12 protein-coding genes are annotated in these 19,132 nt (G+C 38.8%); all 12 read right to left on the reverse strand.

Going from position 1 to position 19,132, the window contains the following annotated elements; all coding sequences use genetic code 11:
• Window positions 1-6,518 (reverse strand): MucBP domain-containing protein (locus SBH76_RS10145; protein ID WP_317977725.1); only part of this gene is annotated, 6,518 nt, incomplete at its 3' end.
• A 285-nt stretch (window positions 6,519-6,803) separates the two neighbouring features.
• Window positions 6,804-7,283 carry an S-ribosylhomocysteine lyase gene (locus SBH76_RS10150; protein WP_314098155.1) on the reverse strand — a complete coding sequence of 160 codons (480 nt, stop codon included), beginning with the start codon at window positions 7,281-7,283 and terminating at the stop codon, window positions 6,804-6,806.
• 10 nt (window positions 7,284-7,293) lie between these two features.
• A complete protein-coding gene (locus tag SBH76_RS10155) occupies window positions 7,294-9,180 on the reverse strand; it encodes a heavy metal translocating P-type ATPase (protein ID WP_317977726.1) in 1,887 nt (628 codons plus the stop codon).
• A 40-nt stretch (window positions 9,181-9,220) separates the two neighbouring features.
• Window positions 9,221-9,442 carry a cation transporter gene (locus SBH76_RS10160; protein WP_290648829.1) on the reverse strand — a complete coding sequence of 74 codons (222 nt, stop codon included), beginning with the start codon at window positions 9,440-9,442 and terminating at the stop codon, window positions 9,221-9,223.
• The gene (locus tag SBH76_RS10165; protein WP_317977760.1) at window positions 9,439-9,756 is read right to left on the reverse strand and encodes an ArsR/SmtB family transcription factor; all 318 of its coding nucleotides are present in this window, start codon (window positions 9,754-9,756) and stop codon (window positions 9,439-9,441) included. Before SBH76_RS10165 ends, SBH76_RS10160 begins: the two co-directional genes overlap by 4 nt.
• Window positions 9,757-9,984: 228 nt before the next feature.
• On the reverse strand, window positions 9,985-11,073 hold the full coding sequence (gene trpS / locus SBH76_RS10170) for a tryptophan--tRNA ligase (RefSeq protein ID WP_317977727.1): 1,089 nt from the start codon (window positions 11,071-11,073) through the stop codon (window positions 9,985-9,987).
• Window positions 11,066-12,712, reverse strand: coding sequence for an O-antigen ligase family protein (locus SBH76_RS10175; RefSeq protein ID WP_317977728.1), 1,647 nt, complete (start codon window positions 12,710-12,712; stop codon window positions 11,066-11,068). Before SBH76_RS10175 ends, trpS begins: the two co-directional genes overlap by 8 nt.
• Window positions 12,713-12,725: 13 nt before the next feature.
• Window positions 12,726-13,352 carry a CvpA family protein gene (locus SBH76_RS10180; RefSeq protein ID WP_009664276.1) on the reverse strand — a complete coding sequence of 209 codons (627 nt, stop codon included), beginning with the start codon at window positions 13,350-13,352 and terminating at the stop codon, window positions 12,726-12,728.
• A gap of 65 nt (window positions 13,353-13,417) precedes the next feature.
• The gene (locus SBH76_RS10185) at window positions 13,418-16,576 is read right to left on the reverse strand and encodes a tetratricopeptide repeat protein (protein WP_317977729.1); all 3,159 of its coding nucleotides are present in this window, start codon (window positions 16,574-16,576) and stop codon (window positions 13,418-13,420) included.
• A 37-nt stretch (window positions 16,577-16,613) separates the two neighbouring features.
• Window positions 16,614-17,210, reverse strand: a complete 597-nt coding sequence (recR, locus tag SBH76_RS10190; protein ID WP_128674335.1) for a recombination mediator RecR — start codon at window positions 17,208-17,210, stop codon at window positions 16,614-16,616.
• A complete protein-coding gene (locus tag SBH76_RS10195; RefSeq protein ID WP_034211039.1) occupies window positions 17,210-17,554 on the reverse strand; it encodes a YbaB/EbfC family nucleoid-associated protein in 345 nt (114 codons plus the stop codon). Before SBH76_RS10195 ends, recR begins: the two co-directional genes overlap by 1 nt.
• A 10-nt stretch (window positions 17,555-17,564) precedes the next feature.
• Complete coding sequence (gene dnaX, locus SBH76_RS10200) at window positions 17,565-19,124, reverse strand: DNA polymerase III subunit gamma/tau (protein WP_317977730.1); 1,560 nt, start codon at window positions 19,122-19,124, stop codon at window positions 17,565-17,567.
• Window positions 19,125-19,132 lie beyond the last annotated feature (8 nt).

The following is a 19,132-nucleotide window of genomic DNA, read 5'->3' on the forward strand; positions in this document are numbered from 1 at the left end:
GTATAGTTCTCTCCAAGTTTCTCTCTTCCGTCAAGTACCTCAGGGCTCTCTAAAGGTACATTTCCGTTCTCATCTATATGCTCTACTACAACATCTCCCGCATCATCACGCTTATAGATATAGTTTACAGTTATCGGATCCGGCGTAAATATTCCGTTTGCGTTACCCGGTACTGTTATAAGAGTATATCCCGGTATTGTCTTCGGTGTTGTTATGTATGGCAAGCCTACATTATCTGTTCCTGTTATTGTATCAGGTGTCTCAATTCTGTTTCCATGATTGTCCAGATAATTTACCGTTACTCCGCCTGACTGCTTTCTCTTGTATAGATATGTTACAGTTTGGCTTCCGCTTACATATGTTCCTGTTGCGTTAGACGGTACTGTATCTATCTCATAGTCTGAGTAAGTCTCAGGGCTTGTTGTATATGGTAATCCCAGCTTTCTGCTTCCGTCAAGTACTGTCGGTGTGCTTAAGTCGCTGTTATCATATACTGATTTGTGGTATACGGTTACATCTCCCGCATCAGCTCTTCTATATACATAGGTTACTGTCTGTGGTCCCGGTGTGAATGTTCCTGTTGCGTTAGACGGTACGCTCACTAATGTGAAGTTTTGTATTGTCTTTGATGTAGTTGTGTATGGAAGTCCCAGCTTTCCTGTTCCGCTTTGTGTATCAGGAATATCTATCTCATTTCCGTCCTCATCTACATATATAGTTGTCACATCTCCGGCAGGTATTCTTCTATATTCATAGATTACTGTCTGTGGTGTATTTGTATATGTTCCGTTCTTATTGGCAGGTTGTGCTACCAACTCGTAGTTAGGGATGTTCTTCTCTGTTGTTGTGTAAGGAAGTCCGAGTTTTCCGACTCCTCCCATTACATCATCTGTATCCAGAGGTGTTCCGCTTCCCTGTTCTACATATTTTACAGTTATACTCTGAGCATCATTTCTCTTATACTCATATGTTACCACTGTTGTTCCTGTTGCAGGATATGTTCCAGTATTGTTTGCAGGTGTAGTATTTACTACTGTAAAGTTTGTTACATTTGCAGGGCTTGTTGTATATGGAAGTCCTGACTTGCCTGCACCGCTTAAGTTCTCATCAGGAGCCAGTGGTGTTCCTGTTCCCTGTTCTACATGGTGAACTAATACATTTCCTGCATCATTTCTTCTATAAAGGTAAGTTACAGTCTGGTTTCCTGTAGTATAGTTTCCGTTCTTATTTGTCGGTTGGGCTACCAATGTAAAGTTCGGAATACTATGCTCAGTAGTTGTATACGGTAATCCGAGCTTTCCGGTTCCACTCATTGTGGTATCCGGTACAAGCGGTGTTGTTGTTCCGTCAATATAGTGATGTACAACTACATCTCCTGCATCATTTCTCTTGTACTCATATGTTACTACTATTGTTCCTGTTGCCGGATATGTTCCGGTGTTATTTGCAGGTGCAGCATTTACTACGGTGTAGTTTGCTATATTTGCAGGGCTTGTTGTATATGGCAATCCCGCATTTCCTGCACCGTTTAGATTCTCATCAGGAGAAAGAGAGTTTGTTGTGCCCAGCTCTACGTGGTGTACCAATACATTTCCTGCATCTTTTCTCTTATAGTAGTAGTTGACGGTCTGTGTTCCGCTTGTAAATGTTCCGTTTGCTGCAGGACTTACAGATACAAAATCATAATCATTTATATTCTTTTGTACTGTTGTAAATGCTGTTCCAAGCTTTCCTGTTCCGTCTAAAGTCTCCTGAGTATCAAGCACCGCATTTGTACCCTGCTCAAGATAATTTACCACTACATTTCCGGCATCATTTCTCTTATAGTAATAAGTTACTACCTGATTTCCGGTTGTATATGTACCGTTCTGATTTGCAGGTGTGCTCACCAATGTAAAGTTCGGAATGGTCTGTTCTGTAGTATTATATGGAGTTCCGAGTTTTCCGCTACCACTCATTGTGATATCAGGTACAAGCGGTGTTGTAGTACCCTGTTCATAATGGTGTACTGTAACATCTCCTGCGTTCTTTCTCCTGTACTCATATACTACTGTTGTTGTTCCTGTACTTGGATATGTTCCGGTGTGGTTTGCAGGTGTTGTACTTACCACCTCATAATCTGTAATAGTCTTCGGTGTAGTTGTATAGCTAAGTCCCGACTTTCCTGCTCCGCTCATTACTGTCTGAGTGTCAAGCTCCGTGCCGCTACCCTGCTCTACATATTTTACTACCACATCTCCTGCGGTCTTTCTTCTGTACTCATATACTACTGTTGTTGTTCCTGTACTTGGATATGTTCCGGTATGGTTTGCAGGTGTTGTACTTACCACCTCGTAATCCGCAATGTTCTTCGGTGTAGTTGTATAGCTAAGTCCCGACTTTCCTGCTCCGCTCATTACTGTCTGAGTGTCAAGCTCCGTGCCGCTACCCTGCTCTACATATTTTACTACAATATCTCCAACATCTTTTCTCTTATAGTAGTAGTTGACGGTCTGTGTTCCGCTTGTAAAGGTTCCGCTTGCTGCAGGACTTACAGATACAAAATCATAATCATTGATGTTCTTTTGTACTGTTGTAAAGGATGTTCCAAGCTTTCCGGTTCCGTCCAAAGTCTCCTGAGTATCAAGCACCGCATTTGTACCCTGCTCAAGATAATTTACCACTACATTTCCCGCATTCTTTCTCTTGTAGAAATAAGTTACTTCCTGCACTCCGGTAGTAAATGTACCTGTTGCATTTGTAGGTGCCGGTGTTGTGAGTTCAAAGTTTGCTATATCATTTTCTCTGCTTGCAGTTGTATAAGGAAGTCCAAGCTTTCCGCTTCCGCCAAGTTCTTCAGCTTGTGGTGAAGTTTTTCCTGCCGGTGTGTAAAGCTCTGTAGTCTGCCCTGTTTCATAGTGGTGTACTATAACTTTTCCGGCATCCTTTCTCTTGTAGTAATAAATTACTTCCTGCTCTCCTGTAGTAAATGTTCCTGTCGAATTTGTAGGTGCAGGAGTTGTAAGCTCAAAGTTTGCTATATCATTTTCTCTGCTCTGCGTTGTATATGAAAGGCCAAGCTTATTTGTTCCGTCAAGTTCCTCAGGTCCTGCCGCAGTTGCACCCGGAGCTTTGTAAAGCTCTGTAGTTGTACCTACTTCATAATGATGCACTGTAACTTTTCCTGCATTTTTCCTCTTATACTTATAAACAACAGTTGTGTCTGTAGTCGTATAAGTACCGTTTGCATTTGCCGGAAGCTGTGTTGTATCCACCTCATAATTCGGATCTGTTGTAACCGCCGCTGTGGTATATGGTGTTCCCACACCTGCAGCAGTCGTTGTATCCGGTATAAGTTCGGTGTTGTCATCAATCTTTATATGTTTTACCGTAAGATTTGAAGTCTGATTTTTCAGACCTATGTTTTTAACAGATTTAGTCTTTATCTTTGTAAGGCTTACATCTGTTTTTGCCCAAGTACTTGTCTGTCCGCTAAACAATGTTGAGGCTAAAGACTCTGTAGAGTTAAAATCCTGTCCTATTACCGAACTTGTGCTTGGATTATTTGGAATGATTGTATCACTTGTTAATGTTTCGACCACCACATTGTAGTTACCTGCATTTGTGATAATGTTTTTGAAAGCATAATCACCGTTTGCGTCTGTTGTAGTTTCGGCAATAACATTTCCGTCTTTTAAAAGCTTTACAGGACGGTTTGCAATCAGCACATCTCCTGTACCATACTCCCCGTCATCATTAACATCATAGTATGCTTTTCCGGATACCTGATACTTATAAATACCAACCTTTGAGTTGATTGCCTCATTTGCACCGTCAATATTGTTTCCATACCATGTTGCAATAGAGTTGTTACTTGTATCAGCTTCATCCAAATCTTTTGTATCAGGCATTTTTACCTTGTAAGTAAAATACTCCTTGTCATCCCTTTCCAGCTTCACACCTGTATTCATTATAGCCTTAAACATTGTTACCTGACTCCAGTCTGAAATACCTGAAGCATTTACCCAGGTATTTGCAAGGTTCTCGGCAAATGTATCCTTAGGTGAATCTGTAGAATAGTAAACCGTATATCCTGCCGGAGCAGTTACAGGTCCTTGTAAAACAGTTGCAAATTTGGAACCTCGGTCTACATAATTTCCGGCATAGTCCTTTACCGTGTTCTTATCTCCCACATATGGGAAAACATCCAAGAAATTCAACTCTGTTGCATCCGCATTTGAGTTGTTATAAGCCATGATACGATATTGAACTATCTCATCCTTTTCAGCTTTCATCTTTGCACGGTATGCACTGTCAGGCTCGGATTCAAGCTTTTCAACCTTGTTTATGATAACCGACTGTGGAGGTACGAAGTTGAACTTCCACTCTATTCTTGAAAGTCTGTCATTTGTACTTCCGTTCTCGTTTGAATCATAAATATCAAGGTAATTTGCAGTAGCCTTTGAAAATACTGTGTGAGGATCCTTACTGTTTGCCTGATCCGTATTATTGGTCCATGAAAGTATAGCTTCAACTTTATGTTCTCCCGGCTCAAGACTTGAACTTGGAGTAAATGAAACCTTTATATTATCTCTCTTAAAAATTGCCTGCTGTTGCTTTTTGAAGGCAAAATTATTGAGATCGAAGATATATGCTTTCTTTCCTGTTCCGCCGTAATTGGCTACTTCGGTAGGATTTGCATCAACTGTAAAGTAAGGCGTTCCTCCGACTGTAATGCTGTTAAAGTTTAACTCCGGATCGACAACCATAACAAGCTTACCGTTTTCTACATCTCTGTCCTCGCTGAATATATATGAATTGTCATAGTTGACATTCATCTCATATTCCATGGTATTTCCGGTGTAGGCTATATTTGAAGAAGTATTGCCGTTGATCTTCTGACTTAATTTATCAAGCTGCATCTGAGCATACTCTTCACGCATAATATATACCGCATTTGAGCTTATAGTTGTCCATACGCCGTTGGAGTATGACTGTACCTTACCTGTATTTGTAACATTTGAGGATGAAGGTGAAGGATTTGCAGCAAGTCTGTTTTTCTCCTTTGTAAACTCGGCAGGTGTAAGCTGTGTCTCAACTACAAGACCTATAGCCTTCTCACCGTACTTTGATATTGTCACCTCGTTGTCAAATTCAAGTCTTACACTCTTATAGTGCTTAGGTGTCATGGCAATCGGTATGCTGTCTGTTGTCATAGCCGCATCATTATTTACCACTTCATACGGCACATTTGTCTGTATAACTTCCTCGCTGCCGTCATCATTTACACCGATCAGCTTGTTTTGAGCTATAAGCGCAAGATTTGCGGCATCAAAATAACCGTTTTGTACACGGATTCCGTAACCTGTAAAAAGGCTTGGACTCCATGGCTCATCAATGATTGTATTTAATGTTGTTGTAGTATTTTGTACTACCGTAGTTCCCCAATACTGTCCTGCTGTAATTAAATAAGCATGTTTGTATTCTTCTTTTACGGGAACCGCATAATTGTAGCGAAGGTGATATTTGTTTCCTTTAAGCTTTCTTACATAAGAATAATCCTTAAATACGCTACCGTTTCTCTCTGTTGTGGAATCTGCACTTCCGTCAGTGTTTACAAGTGCCGTTTTTACCGGGAAAGTCTGTCGTCCCACTGTGGTTCCGGTTCCATACTTTATGGTAAAAAGAGGCCTAAACTCATAGCCTGTTCTTGTAAAATCTTTTGTAATTGTATTGTCAGCCGAATTATAAGTCCAGCCTGCATTGTTCGGTAATGAAGCATCCCAAACCGATGTTGAAGGCAATGTAACGGTTACTCTAACCGGTCTCTTATCCAAACCTTCCGAATATACTACTCTCACTTCTCCATTGGTCGCGTTCTTTTTTCCGTTCATAATAGAGAATGTGATATCGTTTTGGTAATTTGGTGAAAATTTTGTATGTGTTGAATCAACATCCGCATCTACGATTGTCTCACCATAACCCATCTGTCTCGGATTAGTCTGACTGTTGTCATTTCCTTCAATACCTGCCACATAGCCTGCAGCAGTGAAATTTTTGTTGTCGTTTACAATCTCCACTCCGTCTTTGTCGTGGAAAGTTGTCTTAATATTAACCTGCTCCCCTCCGGCGACATTCAAGTTTTTGAGAACTGCTCTAAACGGGAATGTAACAGGCGGTCCTGCCGTCAATTGTCTATAGGTAACTTTTATCTTATAGTATTGTGCATCGCTTGTGCTATCAACTGTAACTCCTTGTATGAAGTTGGCTGTTGATACATCCGCTGCAGACGGTTCCTCAAATTTGTCTTTTGACAAATAAATGATTGAGTATGGCAGTGTATAACTTCCTACCGTACCTGAAATACCCGTCTGAATACTGTAAGATTCCTGTTTTCCTATCAGCGATGTTGTTTGACTACTTACAGAGTATCCTATTTTTGTTGTAACTTGACTACCTATACCTGTTGCATGTGCGTCGATTGGCACAGAGGTAAATGTAATTATAAGTGCAAGTATGAATGACAGTACTCCGGTCAAACGTTTTCTTAATGTGTTGATATGTACTCCTCCTTCCGTTGTCCTTTTACTATTAAATATAGTAAGCGAAGAATATTTAACGGTACAATTATACTTATTCTTATCTCGATTTTCTACACTTTTTTATTGTATAAAATTAATTTCTCCGGTTTTTACTCCCTAATAATAGGAATCATTCCTTCTTTTGTAAGAATTTACAAATAAGGTTTTATTGCTTACATTTTAAAAAGGTATATAGGCCGAAGCTTACATACCTTTAAATCTTATTTAAATATATTTTCAAATTTATTCAGGATATATCAGTCTCTCTTTTGATATATCAGACAATACTTCATCAAGATACTTAGCTGAAATATATCTTGCCATAGGCAAATTTATATCCAGATAGTTGCCACAGTCCTTTGCACAGGCTCCGGGAACCTCTCCCTCATAGTTCTTTATAAACTCGAACATCTCCTTAAGCAAAGGTATAATCTCATTTGACTCATGATTGCCCTTTAAAAGCAGGTAAAATCCTGTTCTACATCCCATAGGTCCGAAATATAGAATACTCTCTCCGTAATCTTTGTGGTTTCTTAAAAATGTTGCTCCCAGATGCTCAATAGCATGAAGCTCCGCAGTATTTATTACCGGCTCAAAATTCGGCCTGGTCATTCTTATATCAAATGTGGTAACTATCTCTTCACCGACATTATCTTTTCTTGACACATAAACTCCCGGCAAAAGCTTCAGATGATCTATTGTAAAGCTTGTTATCTTTTCCATAAAATCTCCATTATATGTTTTTTGTCTGCAGGTTTCTCATAGCATTGATTACACAAAGTACAGTTACACCTACATCAGCGAATACCGCTTCCCACATAGTACCAAAACCTATGGCCGCAAGCAATAGGAAAATAAGCTTAACACCCAAAGCAAATATAATATTTTGCTTTGCAATGCTCATAGTTCTTTTTGCAAGTTTGATACCTCTTACTATATTGTAAAGCTTATCATCCATTATAACCACATCCGCCGCTTCAATAGCTGCGTCGGAACCTATACCTCCCATTGCAATACCTATATCGGCTCTTGCCAAAACCGGAGCATCGTTTAATCCGTCACCTACAAATGCCAGTATTTTATTGTCATCAAGTTCCTCTTCCACCTTTTCAACCTTATCCTGTGGTAAAAGTTCAGAGTATGCATAGTCAATTCCCAGCTCATTTGCCACTACATCCGCGACCTCTTTTATATCGCCTGTAAGCATTACAGACTTTTCAACTCCGACACTCTTTAGTGCAATCAGGCTTTCACCTGCATCTTCCTTTATTCGATCATTTATTACAATCGATCCTAAGAATTTGCCTTCCTCAGCCACATAGACAACACTTCCGAATTCTTCACTTTTTTCAAAATCTATACTGTTTGAACTCATAAGCTTGTCATTACCTACAAGAACCTCTTTGCCGTCAACTTTTATACTGATACCATGTCCTGCAATCTCTTTTAAGTCACTTAATCTGTCGGAAATATTTGTATTTTCTTCCGATTCTGTTTTCAGTTCTTCATATGCCTTTTTAATAGATATTGCTATAGGATGTGAAGAATACTCTTCCGCCATTGCTGCCTTACTTAACAATTCTTCTTCACTCACATTATTTGGATGTAAGCTTACCACCTCAAAAACTCCCTTTGTTAAGGTACCGGTTTTATCAAACATAAAAGTCTTTACTCCGGCTAAAAGTTCAAGATAATTGCTTCCCTTTATCAGCACACCTATTTTTGATGATGCACCTATGCCGCTGAAAAAGCTTAAAGGAATCGCTATAACAAATGCACAAGGGCATGATACAACTAAGAATGTAAGTGCCCTGTAAATCCATGTGGCAAATCCTGTTCCCGGGAATATAAAAGGCGGAATCACAGCCAGTGCTATAGCCGCAAAAACAACTATAGGAGTATATATCCCCGCAAACTTCGAGATAAAGTTTTCTGTCTTTGACTTCTTTGCTGCGGCATTTTCCACAAGGTCAAGAATTTTACTTGCTGTAGAATCACTGAATTCCTTCGTAACCTCAAGCTTTAAAAGACCGTCCTTATTTATACTTCCGCTATATACATTGGCGCCCTCATTTACACTTCTTGGAACCGACTCACCTGTAAGTGCCGAAGTATCAAGCATTGCCTTACCTGAAACTACAGTTCCGTCTAAAGGAATAATCTCTCCGGCTTTTACCAGTATGATATTTCCTACTTCCACATCATAAGGATCCACAGTTTCCACACTGCCGTCTTCTTTTACAAGATTTGCATAATCAGGTCTTATATTCATCATATCCGATATGGATTTTCTGGATTTATCTACAGCCAGCGACTGTAAAAATTCACCCACCATATAAAAGAGCATAACTCCGACAGCTTCCGGATATTCACCTATTATAACTGCACCTACAGTAGCAATAGTCATAAGGAAGTTTTCATCAAATACCTTACCTCTTTTTATATTTGAGAAGGCTTTTAGTAATACATCCTTTCCCACTATTATATATGCCGCTATGAACAGTCCGAAACTGATTATATTTGACATGGAAAAGCTTATTTTTGAAACTATGACGGCAATTATATAAAGGCTTGCCCCCATAATTATTTTTCTTAACATCTTCTTTTGCTTATTGTTCATATCATCCTTCTATCTAATGAATACACCTGCATTAATTAAATTACGCTCTCTTTACCTCTACATCAGGCTCTTCAATCTTTATTATCTCCATAGCCTTTTCAATAACATCATTTAACTTGTCAGCCTCTGCCTCCAAAGTACATTTTAAAGTCATAAAGTTGATATTTGCACTTGTAATACCGTCAATGGCGGCAAGCTTTTTCTCAAGCTTTGCAGCACAATCCGCACAATCCAAACCTTCTAATTTATAAACTCTCTTCATTTCTTTTCTCCTTCTAAATCTGCTTTACATCTATGAGAGACATGTACGATACCTGTTTCAAATATCTCCTTTACATGTTCGTCATCAAGTGAATAATATACTTCCTTACCTTCTCTTCTTGCTTTAACAAGCCGGGCTTCCTTAAGTGTACCAAGCTGATGTGATACCGCCGACTTCGTCATTCCCAGCACATCACAAATATCAAGTACACATAACTCATGTACATTTAATGCCCAAAGTATCTTTATCCTTGTCGGATCTCCAAATACTTTAAAAAGCTTTGACAGTGAATCTATTGTTTCAGCTTCAAGCATATTTGTCTTTGCTCTTTCCAGTGCCTTGTCTCTGCTTAAACTCTCTACTTCAATACACCTCCCTTGGTTGAATGCTTGTTCAACTGTTATGTTGCTATTATAGTTGAATGCTTGTTCAACTGTCAAGTGTTGTTTTTAAATTTATATAGAAAATTTAATCAAAAATCCAAGCCTTAAATTTTACAGTCTCATATAGGATCATAAAATAAAGCTCGGATTTAAAATTTATTATTTATTGTGAAATCTCTCCGCCTGTGACTTTATAAGCTCGATATCATCAAAGTAATTTATTCTCATAGCGTTCTTTACTTCTGAAAGTGTATTTGCGGCTTCATTTCTTGCCACTTCACAGCTTTCCTTAAGCATCTCATAGATGGCCGGAATATCTTTTTCAAATTCCGCTCTTCTTGCTCTAATCGGTGCCAAGGTTTCTTCCATTATGCTCGCAAGGAACTTCTTTACCTTCATATCTCCTAATCCGCCACGTGTGTAATGCTCTTTGAGCTCATCAAGTGAATTATAATCCGGAAGGTACTCTGTAAAATGTTCAGGTCTTGAGAAAGCATCCAGATATGTAAATACCGTATTTCCTTCAAGATGTCCCGGATCACTTACCTTTATATGCAAAGGATCTGTGTACATAGTCTTTATTGCTGATGCCACCGTATCCGCGTCATCTGAAAGATAGATACAGTTGCCAAGCGACTTACTCATCTTTGCCTTACCGTCCGTGCCCGGAAGTCTCTTTGCCGCATCTTCCTGTGGTATAAGTGCCTCAGGCTCTACCAAAGTCTCACCGTATACTGAATTAAACTTTCTTACTATCTCTCTGGTCTGCTCAATCATAGGCAACTGATCCTCACCTACAGGTACTGTAGTTGCTTTAAACGCTGTAATATCCGATGCCTGTGATATAGGATATGTGAAAAAACCTACCGGAATACTGTTTTCAAAATTTCTAAGCCCTATCTCAGCCTTTACTGTAGGGTTTCTTTGAAGTCTTGAAACAGTAACAAGATTCATATAGTAAAATGCCAGTTCTGTAAGCTCCGGTACCATTGACTGTATGAATATAGTAGACTTCTTAGGATCTATACCGCATGCCAGATAGTCAAGTACTACCTCTATAATATTCTGTCTTACCTTTTCAGGATTTTCCATATTGTCAGTGAGTGCCTGAGCATCCGCCACCATTATAAAAATCTTTTTAAATTCTCCTGAATTTTGCAATTCAACTCTTCTTTTAATAGAGCCGATATAATGTCCCACATGTAACTTTCCCGTAGGACGATCTCCTGTAAGTATTATCTTATCCATTTATAACTTCTCCTTTGTCTCTAAGTATTGCCACCATGATACTTAGGAATATCCATAAAAATGGTGTTACCACAGGTAAGTTCAAATTTACAACAGCCTGAGTGGCATAGCAAATTACCGCAATAGCACATGCATACAAATATGGCAGCATTGTATTGTCTCTAAGATAAAACAGTCTTGTTCTTAGCGCTTCAACACTTGGAAGTATAAGTGCCAGAATATAGGCTATTGTAGCTATAGGTCCAAGAGTAAATAAAAATTGTATATACTCATTATGTGTTGCATCAAAGAACTGACCGGTTACACTTGTCATTTCTTCGTTTCTAAGTAAGCCGATATATAAGCCGAAAGTATCCGGTCCGCTTCCAAAAATCTTGTGAAGCAACGGGAACTTCATATACTCTTCCACAGCGGCTCTCCATATATAACCTCTGAAAGTACCCCATGAATCGTTAAATACGAAATAATCTGCAAGAGCACCGTACTTTTCTTTAGCAGCAGTTACATCCGAGTTTATCTTCATTCCCATAAATACTATTGCCGCAAATACTATAACAAGTATTGCAAGCCAGATATATCTTAAGCTTCTTAAAAGCGCTTCGTTGTCTCTTCTTTTTTCTTTCTTTCTGTATTCAAGTACATACATGATAATAACTACGATTGCCAAAGCAACAATGACTAAATCCAGATATTTAAAATCACTTATAAAATCGTACAAACCTGAAATACCGAGCACTTTGCCCGCATAGCTTATATTTATCAGCTGTATTATCTTTATTCCGAGAAGATAAGTAAAAATCGTGAGTATAAATCTTCTTACACCTTCCATTGTTCTGAATGCCACAAAAGGTACAAGACCGAAGAATGCGGCAAGTGTAAGATAACCGTTATCAGAGGTACCCATTGCAAGTGCAATAAAGTTCATAAGCATTATCACATAGTAGAAAACTATTTTTCCAATGCTCTCACCTCTTCCGTTATCACTTTTAAAAGGTGTGGTAATAAACAGAGTTCCTGCAATGGCGATATAAAACGCCAATACCGCAGTATATGTATTTATATTACCGATTGTCGAAGTAAATATCGGCCACTGCTCAGGACTTATTTTCTCCTTAAATCCCAATATGTCCATATTGAAATAATCTGTGTATCCAAACAAACATACAGGAATACTTACTGCAAGGAAAACTGTAAAGTAGACCTTGCCGAATGAAAACATGCGACTTACTGTAAAATAAAGTATCACATAGATAGAAATAAGTAAGAGTCCCGAATATCTTCCCTTATCTCCTGTAATGGATTCCATTATAAATCTTCCTGCAAATGCTGTAGAAAGTGCACTCATCAGCCAGAATACCATTATACATATATCCCATATGCTGAATTCTTCTTTGAACCATACAACAAACCCTTTTTTATTCAGATTATCAAAGAAATTTTTAAATCCGCCTGCAAAACCGCATATTACAATCAAAGCCAAAATCATTATTATTGAAAGAGTCAATACCGTATAATATTTTGTCTGCAAGATGTCAAAATAAAAATCATTGTAAATCAAAGGGAAGATGGTAAACATAGCCATAACCCAAAGTCCGACTATAACATTTGATGCATTCATCAGCTTTCTTTTAGATTTCATATAACCTCCATATCTACAGTCCTAAAAATACCGCTATAGGGTTCATTCTTGATAAAAATACCAAAATCGGGCTGCATTCCAACATTTCAGAAAGATTCGCCCCCATCTTTGTTGTAGAAAGGGCGATGATAAAAATACAGCCGACCCAGAATATTATCAATGCAAAAATAAAACCTGTAAAAGCTCCAAGCAGCTGATTGACTCCGCCCAAAACCGGTATCTTGCTTAGAATCTTGTTACCTTTAAACAGTATCCCAAGCACCAGCCAAACCAGTACAAATGAACCGATGAAACTTATAGAATTGACAGTCATCTGAGTAACATAGCTTGCAATATAATCTGAAAAAGTATATACTCCGAGCTTTTCATAAAATACTCTGTCATCATTTTTCTTCAAAACATCTTTGACCTTTGTGGGTACATTCAGTTTATCAATCGCCTCTCTTCTTCCATCGGCATTTGATGAGTCTTCATGCATCTCATTAAGTCCTATTTTTTCATAAATTGTGGTCAAAACAAGTTGGTTTAGTTTGGTGTTTTGCTGCAACTCATTTCTAAGATATGGATTCACAAAATTCAAAGCAATTACACTTGATATGAGCGCCAGCATTGTAATTGATATTTTTAAAAGGCCCTTCATATACCCTCGCGCTATCATACCTATAAAAAACAGTAATATACAGACCTCCAGAACATTAAAACACATTATATCCTAAAATGCTCCTCTCTTAGAATCAATCTGCCTTCTTTATCATACTTAGGATTCATAAATCCGAATATAGCCTTCACAACCCCCGGCCTTTCAGCAAGGTCTGCTGCGTGATCTATAAGATTTCTGGCATTCTTTCTGGTCAATGGAGTTTTATCCTCCTTCATATAATCCGCTCTTTCTTCAACAGCATACTTTGCCTTGTTGTAAAGCACGCATTCTATTTCCTTTGCATAACTGAGTGCATAGTTAATAAAATCGTCCACATCCATAGGAGCGTTATCCTCACCGTCTTCTTCCTCATCCGCTATATCGGCTTCTTCCTTCTCTTCAATCTGAACAGGCTCTTCATCCGGTATCTCATCTTTTTCCACTTCTTTATCTTCTTCCTTTACAGGCTGTGATATAACAGGCTCAATCTTAATGGCCTCTTTTTCTTCCTCTTTCACATCAGACTTTAGATTGTTGTTTGCATGTAAGGTAATGCTGTCCGAGCTTCCTATTTCCTGCATTTCAAACTGAAAATCCTCGCCATATTCCTTCTTTAAAATATTCGCTATGATTTCAAGGTCCGATAATTCTTCAGTACTCTGTGGCTCTTTTTCCGTATCGTCTTCCTCAACAGCTTTCTCCTGTGCCTCCTTGCTTTCTTCCTTCTCAGGCTCCTTTGCTTTATCCTTCAGCTCAATATTTGCCACAATATTCTTTCTCTTTACAGGAACCTCTTCCTCTCTCATAACAAGACTCATTCCATGCAAAAGATCGTTTGCTTCTATAAGGTTTGCAATGCCTTCTATAGTATCCGCAAATACTACAGTCTCCTTACCGTCTCTGATAAACTCTATGAGTTCCGCAATAGTATTATCATCAAGGTATCCCGCATCAACTATAATAAGATCTTTACCTTTAATCTTATCAATAGAGTTCATCACTCCTTTTGCATTAAGGCTCTTTGCCTTGATTTTTAATACTGTATGCTTTATCTTCGTAAGTTCATTTACATCTCTCAACACCTCTATAGCATTTTCAAGAGCCTTTTGTCCTGTTATACCCTCTACCATTATGGAGCCCGGTCTTCTCATCAAATATTCCTTCGGATCTCTTGATTTTGGCGCTTTTGCTTTCATTACCTTTCCGTGCACAGGTAAATCAACCTCCCTACTTTCATCATTTGCAGCCTCTTCCACACTCTCTTCAATAACAACGGTATCGCCCTCTTCTTCATCTTCAGGTGAATCGGATTTTGCAATCTCTTCAGTTCCCTTTTTTTCTTCCCCTTGGATATCTGTTTCTTTTGTTGTATCCTCTTGAATATCGGTTTCTTCTATCATAACGGTACCTTCATCCTCGGCTTCCACTTCTTTATACTCAGGCTCTATAAAGATTTCCTCAGGTTCTTCACCCTTCTTTACCTTTGTTACAAAAGTTCTCTCTTCCTTTGTGTAATAGATTTCTTCATCATCTACCACTTCCATTGTTGTTTCACTTTTTATACTGCTTTGGACTACATCCTTTTGTTCTTTTCTTTTGGCCATAACAGATGAAACTGTAGGTACACCCATGTCTATTTCATCGTCAAAATAGCTGTTTATTAAATCATCCTTATCAAATATAGGATTCTTCTTTTCCGGGACATAGTTTTCCAATACCTTTGTTGAAGCCGTTTCTGTAACCGTGATATTCTCTACAGGCGGTTCATCAGGTATCTCCTCTATGAAATCATCATCCTCATCACTTTGATCCGTATTACTTTGAAGTACATCACTCTTATTTGTATTGATATTTATCAAATCAATCTTATCATTTTTTTCTTCTTCGATATCCGACTCATCCGCAACATCAGCCTCGTCTACATCAGCTTTGACTACTTCATCAGCCTGCTCTTTTATATTTTCACTGTCTTTGGCCTGTTCGGCTTTAGTAACCGTATCTTCTAAAACAGGCTCCGCAAGGTGTGAATCTTCAGATGTATCGTCATTGTCTGAAGACTTTCTTTCCTCTTCATCTCTTATCCATGTATTTTGTACTTTATCCATTCCCTCACGTTCATCTCTGCTTCCGTGAGTTTTTGGAAGTCCCATACTGTCAAAATGATTACTGATTCTGCTTTTTCTTCTTTCACCCACGACCGGTGGAGCATTAAATCTTCCCTGTTTGATTCTCTCCACTCTTTCCATATGTGCTCTGACTTCTTCATCTATCTCTCTCATAGATGCATGATCGCCTTCAGTCTTCATCTTATTCAAATTTTCATTTGTGATTGCTATGGCCCTCTTGAGTTCTATTTCAAATTCCGGGTTCACGTTTTCCCCCTTAAATGTTGTTTCTGATATCCTTATTTCGTTTACACCGACAGTCTTTGGAAAAAGCTCAGTATTTATGGAAGCATCCTCATTTGGACTTTCTTCCTCATCAATCAAACTTATAGTAGTTCTTTTTTCCTCTCTGGGTTTATATGCACTCATATCATCCAGATTAAGATTCGGATAATTCTCACTTTCATACTGTTTTGCAAGCGCATTTAATCTGTCCTCATAGAACTCCTTGTTATCAACCTGCTCCTGCTGCTTTGAGCTCAAAGGACAGCCTGTTGACTCCTTCAAAGCCGCGGCCTTTTCCACGTACTCACCGACTCCGAATAAAAGCATTATTTCATCACATGTCTTTATACAGTCATCTATTCTTCCTGCTTGAGCATAAAGCTGTGCAAGTTCATATTTCCACTGCTCATCCATCTTCTCGATATCACTGTACTTCTCAAGAATTCTTATCTTCTTATGTATGTCTTCACCCTTTGCCACAGCAATATGATATTCCATAAGATATTTTCTGCTGTCTTGAGGTGATATCTCGATATATTCTCTGTAGTAAGCTTCAGCCTCCGCTATATCTCCCTCTTTTATCGCAAGCATGGTAAGCCTGTACAAAGCTCTTTTGCCGACCGGTGCTCTGTCATAGGCCAAAAGCAATACTTCTCTGGCTTCCTTATACTCATCGTTTTTTTCATAGACTTCTGAAACGGTTGTCAATAAGCCTGCATTATGAACTCTACTCCAGTCGATTGTATCGGTGATTCTCATAGCAGCCTTGTAGTCACCGCTTTTCACCAATTTATTCAGTTGTTCAACCTTTAAATTAAATTCATATTTATCCATACTTGCACCAAACCTCAAGATTTTTTACTTTTGCACCCTAGAGTGCTCTTCTTCCCTCAAGTGCCCTCAAAAGAGTCACTTCGTCAATATATTCCAAATCCCCACCTACAGGGACTCCGCTTGCTATCCTGCTAACCTCTATACCTGTGGGTTTTACAAGTTTTGCTATATACATTGCCGTAGTCTCACCCTCAAGTGTGGAGTTTGTGGCAATTATAACTTCATTTACATCACCCTCAAGTCTTTTTATCAGTTCCTTCAGCTTAATATCCGCCGGACCTATTCCAAGCATTGGCGAAATTGCCCCATGCAAAACATGATATACTCCATTATACTTTCCGGTCTTTTCATATGCCGCCAAATCCCTTGTGTTTTCCACGACCATTATAGTCTTATGATCTCTTTTCTCACTGGCACATATAGGACAGACTTCTCCGTCTGTCAAGGTATAGCATTCTTTGCAATAATTCACATTGCCCTTGGCATCTTTTATAGCCTTTGACAATGACTCTACCTGTTCACTTGACATTCCAATTATGTGAAAAGCAAGCCTTTGTGCGGACTTTGCTCCCACCCCCGGCAGCTTTGAAAGTTCCTCTATAAGCTTGCTGATATGACTGCTGTAATAATCCATTAGAATGGCAACTTTCCTGCTCCACCTGCAATGCCGCCCATCAGTGCGGAATGCTCTTCTTCCATCTTTCTGAGAGCCTCATTTGTAGCCGCCATTATCAAATCTTCTAACATTTCCACATCGTCAGGATCTACCACTTCTTTATCTATAGATACCTTTGTGACTTCCTTTTTACCTGAAACGGTAATACTTACCGCACCGCCTCCGGCGCTTGCGCTAAACTCCTTACCTTCAAAAGCGGCACTTTGCTCCTCCATCTGCTTTTGCATCTTCTGAGCCTGCTTCATCAACTGATTTATATTACCGGGCATCATGCCTCCACCGAAACCGCCACGCTTTGCCATAAATATCTCCTTACTGTTCTATAATAATGTCTGCGTTTATAACAGATTTTATCTCGTCTATCGAAACATATCTTGTGTTTCTTACAACCTTATTTTCTCTTAAAGAAATCTGGATTGCAATATCTTTTCCGTATTTTTCTCTTAAAAATGTACGCAAATCTAAGATTGTCGTCTCCTTATTTCCCATATCGTAAAACATCTTATTAAAGAAAATAACATCTATACCGCCTTCTTTCACCGGCTCTATCTCAGCTTCCTTATATACACTGCCCGCCTTGCCGCCAAGATGTTCCACTATGCTGTTCCATTCCTTCTTTATTGCCATGAAATCATCATAGGTTGCCTTTGGAAGTTCTATCACTTCCTCAGCTACGGGAATATCTTCTGTTACTTCCACATTTCTTTGCACCGTATTTACCGGTCTTACTCCGGACTCAAGCCTTGAGAGTCTATCCAGTACACTGTCCAGATTATCCTCCATCTCAGGAGTCATAAGTCTTATAAATTCAAGTTCCGCCACAACTCTTTTTTGTGTGGCCGTCTTTAATTTATTGGACAGTTCCGACAAATTTCTAATATACCGCATAAGCGTTTCTTTGGAAACAATATTTGCTTTTTCTTTTAAATTTTGTAAGTTCTGTTCCGACATGTCAACCAAAGAACTGTCATTTTGTGTGGACTTAAGTATCAGAATATTTCTCAGATACCATAGAAAATCCGTCACAAACTGCCCTATCTCTTTTCCGTCTATTATGGAATTATTCAAAAGATTCAACACTTCTATAGTATTGCCCTCAAGTACTCCGTCCAAAAGCTCATTAAATACACTTATATCTGAAGCACCCAGTATATCCAGTACCGCTTCATAGCTTATCTTTTCATTTTGTAAAAACGAAATACATTCATCCAAAAGGCTAAGTGCATCTCTCATAGCTCCGTCCGCAGTTTTTGCAATATACTCAATCGCCCTGTCTTCTATATCAACGCCTTCACTCTTACACAGGATCTTTAGCCTTTCCGATATGGTATCGATACCTATTCTTTTAAAATCATATCTTTGGCATCTTGACAGCACTGTAACCGGCAGCTTATGTACCTCTGTGGTTGCCAGAATAAATATAACATATTGCGGCGGTTCTTCAAGAGTTTTTAAAAGTGCATTAAACGCTCCTGTAGAAAGCATATGCACCTCATCTATAATAAACACTTTGTACTTTCCGAAAGTTGGCGGATATTGTACCTGTTCCTTTATATCCCTTATATTATCCACACCGTTATTGGAAGCCGCATCTATTTCCACTACATTTATAGAAGCCTCACTGAGTATTGATTTACAGGTAGGGCATTCATTACACGGTCCGGCATCTGTAGGATTTTCACAATTGAGTGCCCTTGCCATTATCTTGGCTATACTTGTTTTTCCTGTACCTCTTGTTCCGCAAAAAAGATATGCATGTGATATTCTTCCGGTCTTTAACTGATTTTTTAAAGTTCTTGTTATAGCTTCCTGACCTACTACCTCATCAAAATTTGAAGGTCGAAACTTCCTATATAATGCTGTATAAGCCATCTGCTTCC

Origin of the sequence: Lachnoanaerobaculum sanguinis, assembly GCF_033242365.1 — a bacterium.
Taxonomy (GTDB): domain Bacteria; phylum Bacillota; class Clostridia; order Lachnospirales; family Lachnospiraceae; genus Lachnoanaerobaculum; species Lachnoanaerobaculum sanguinis.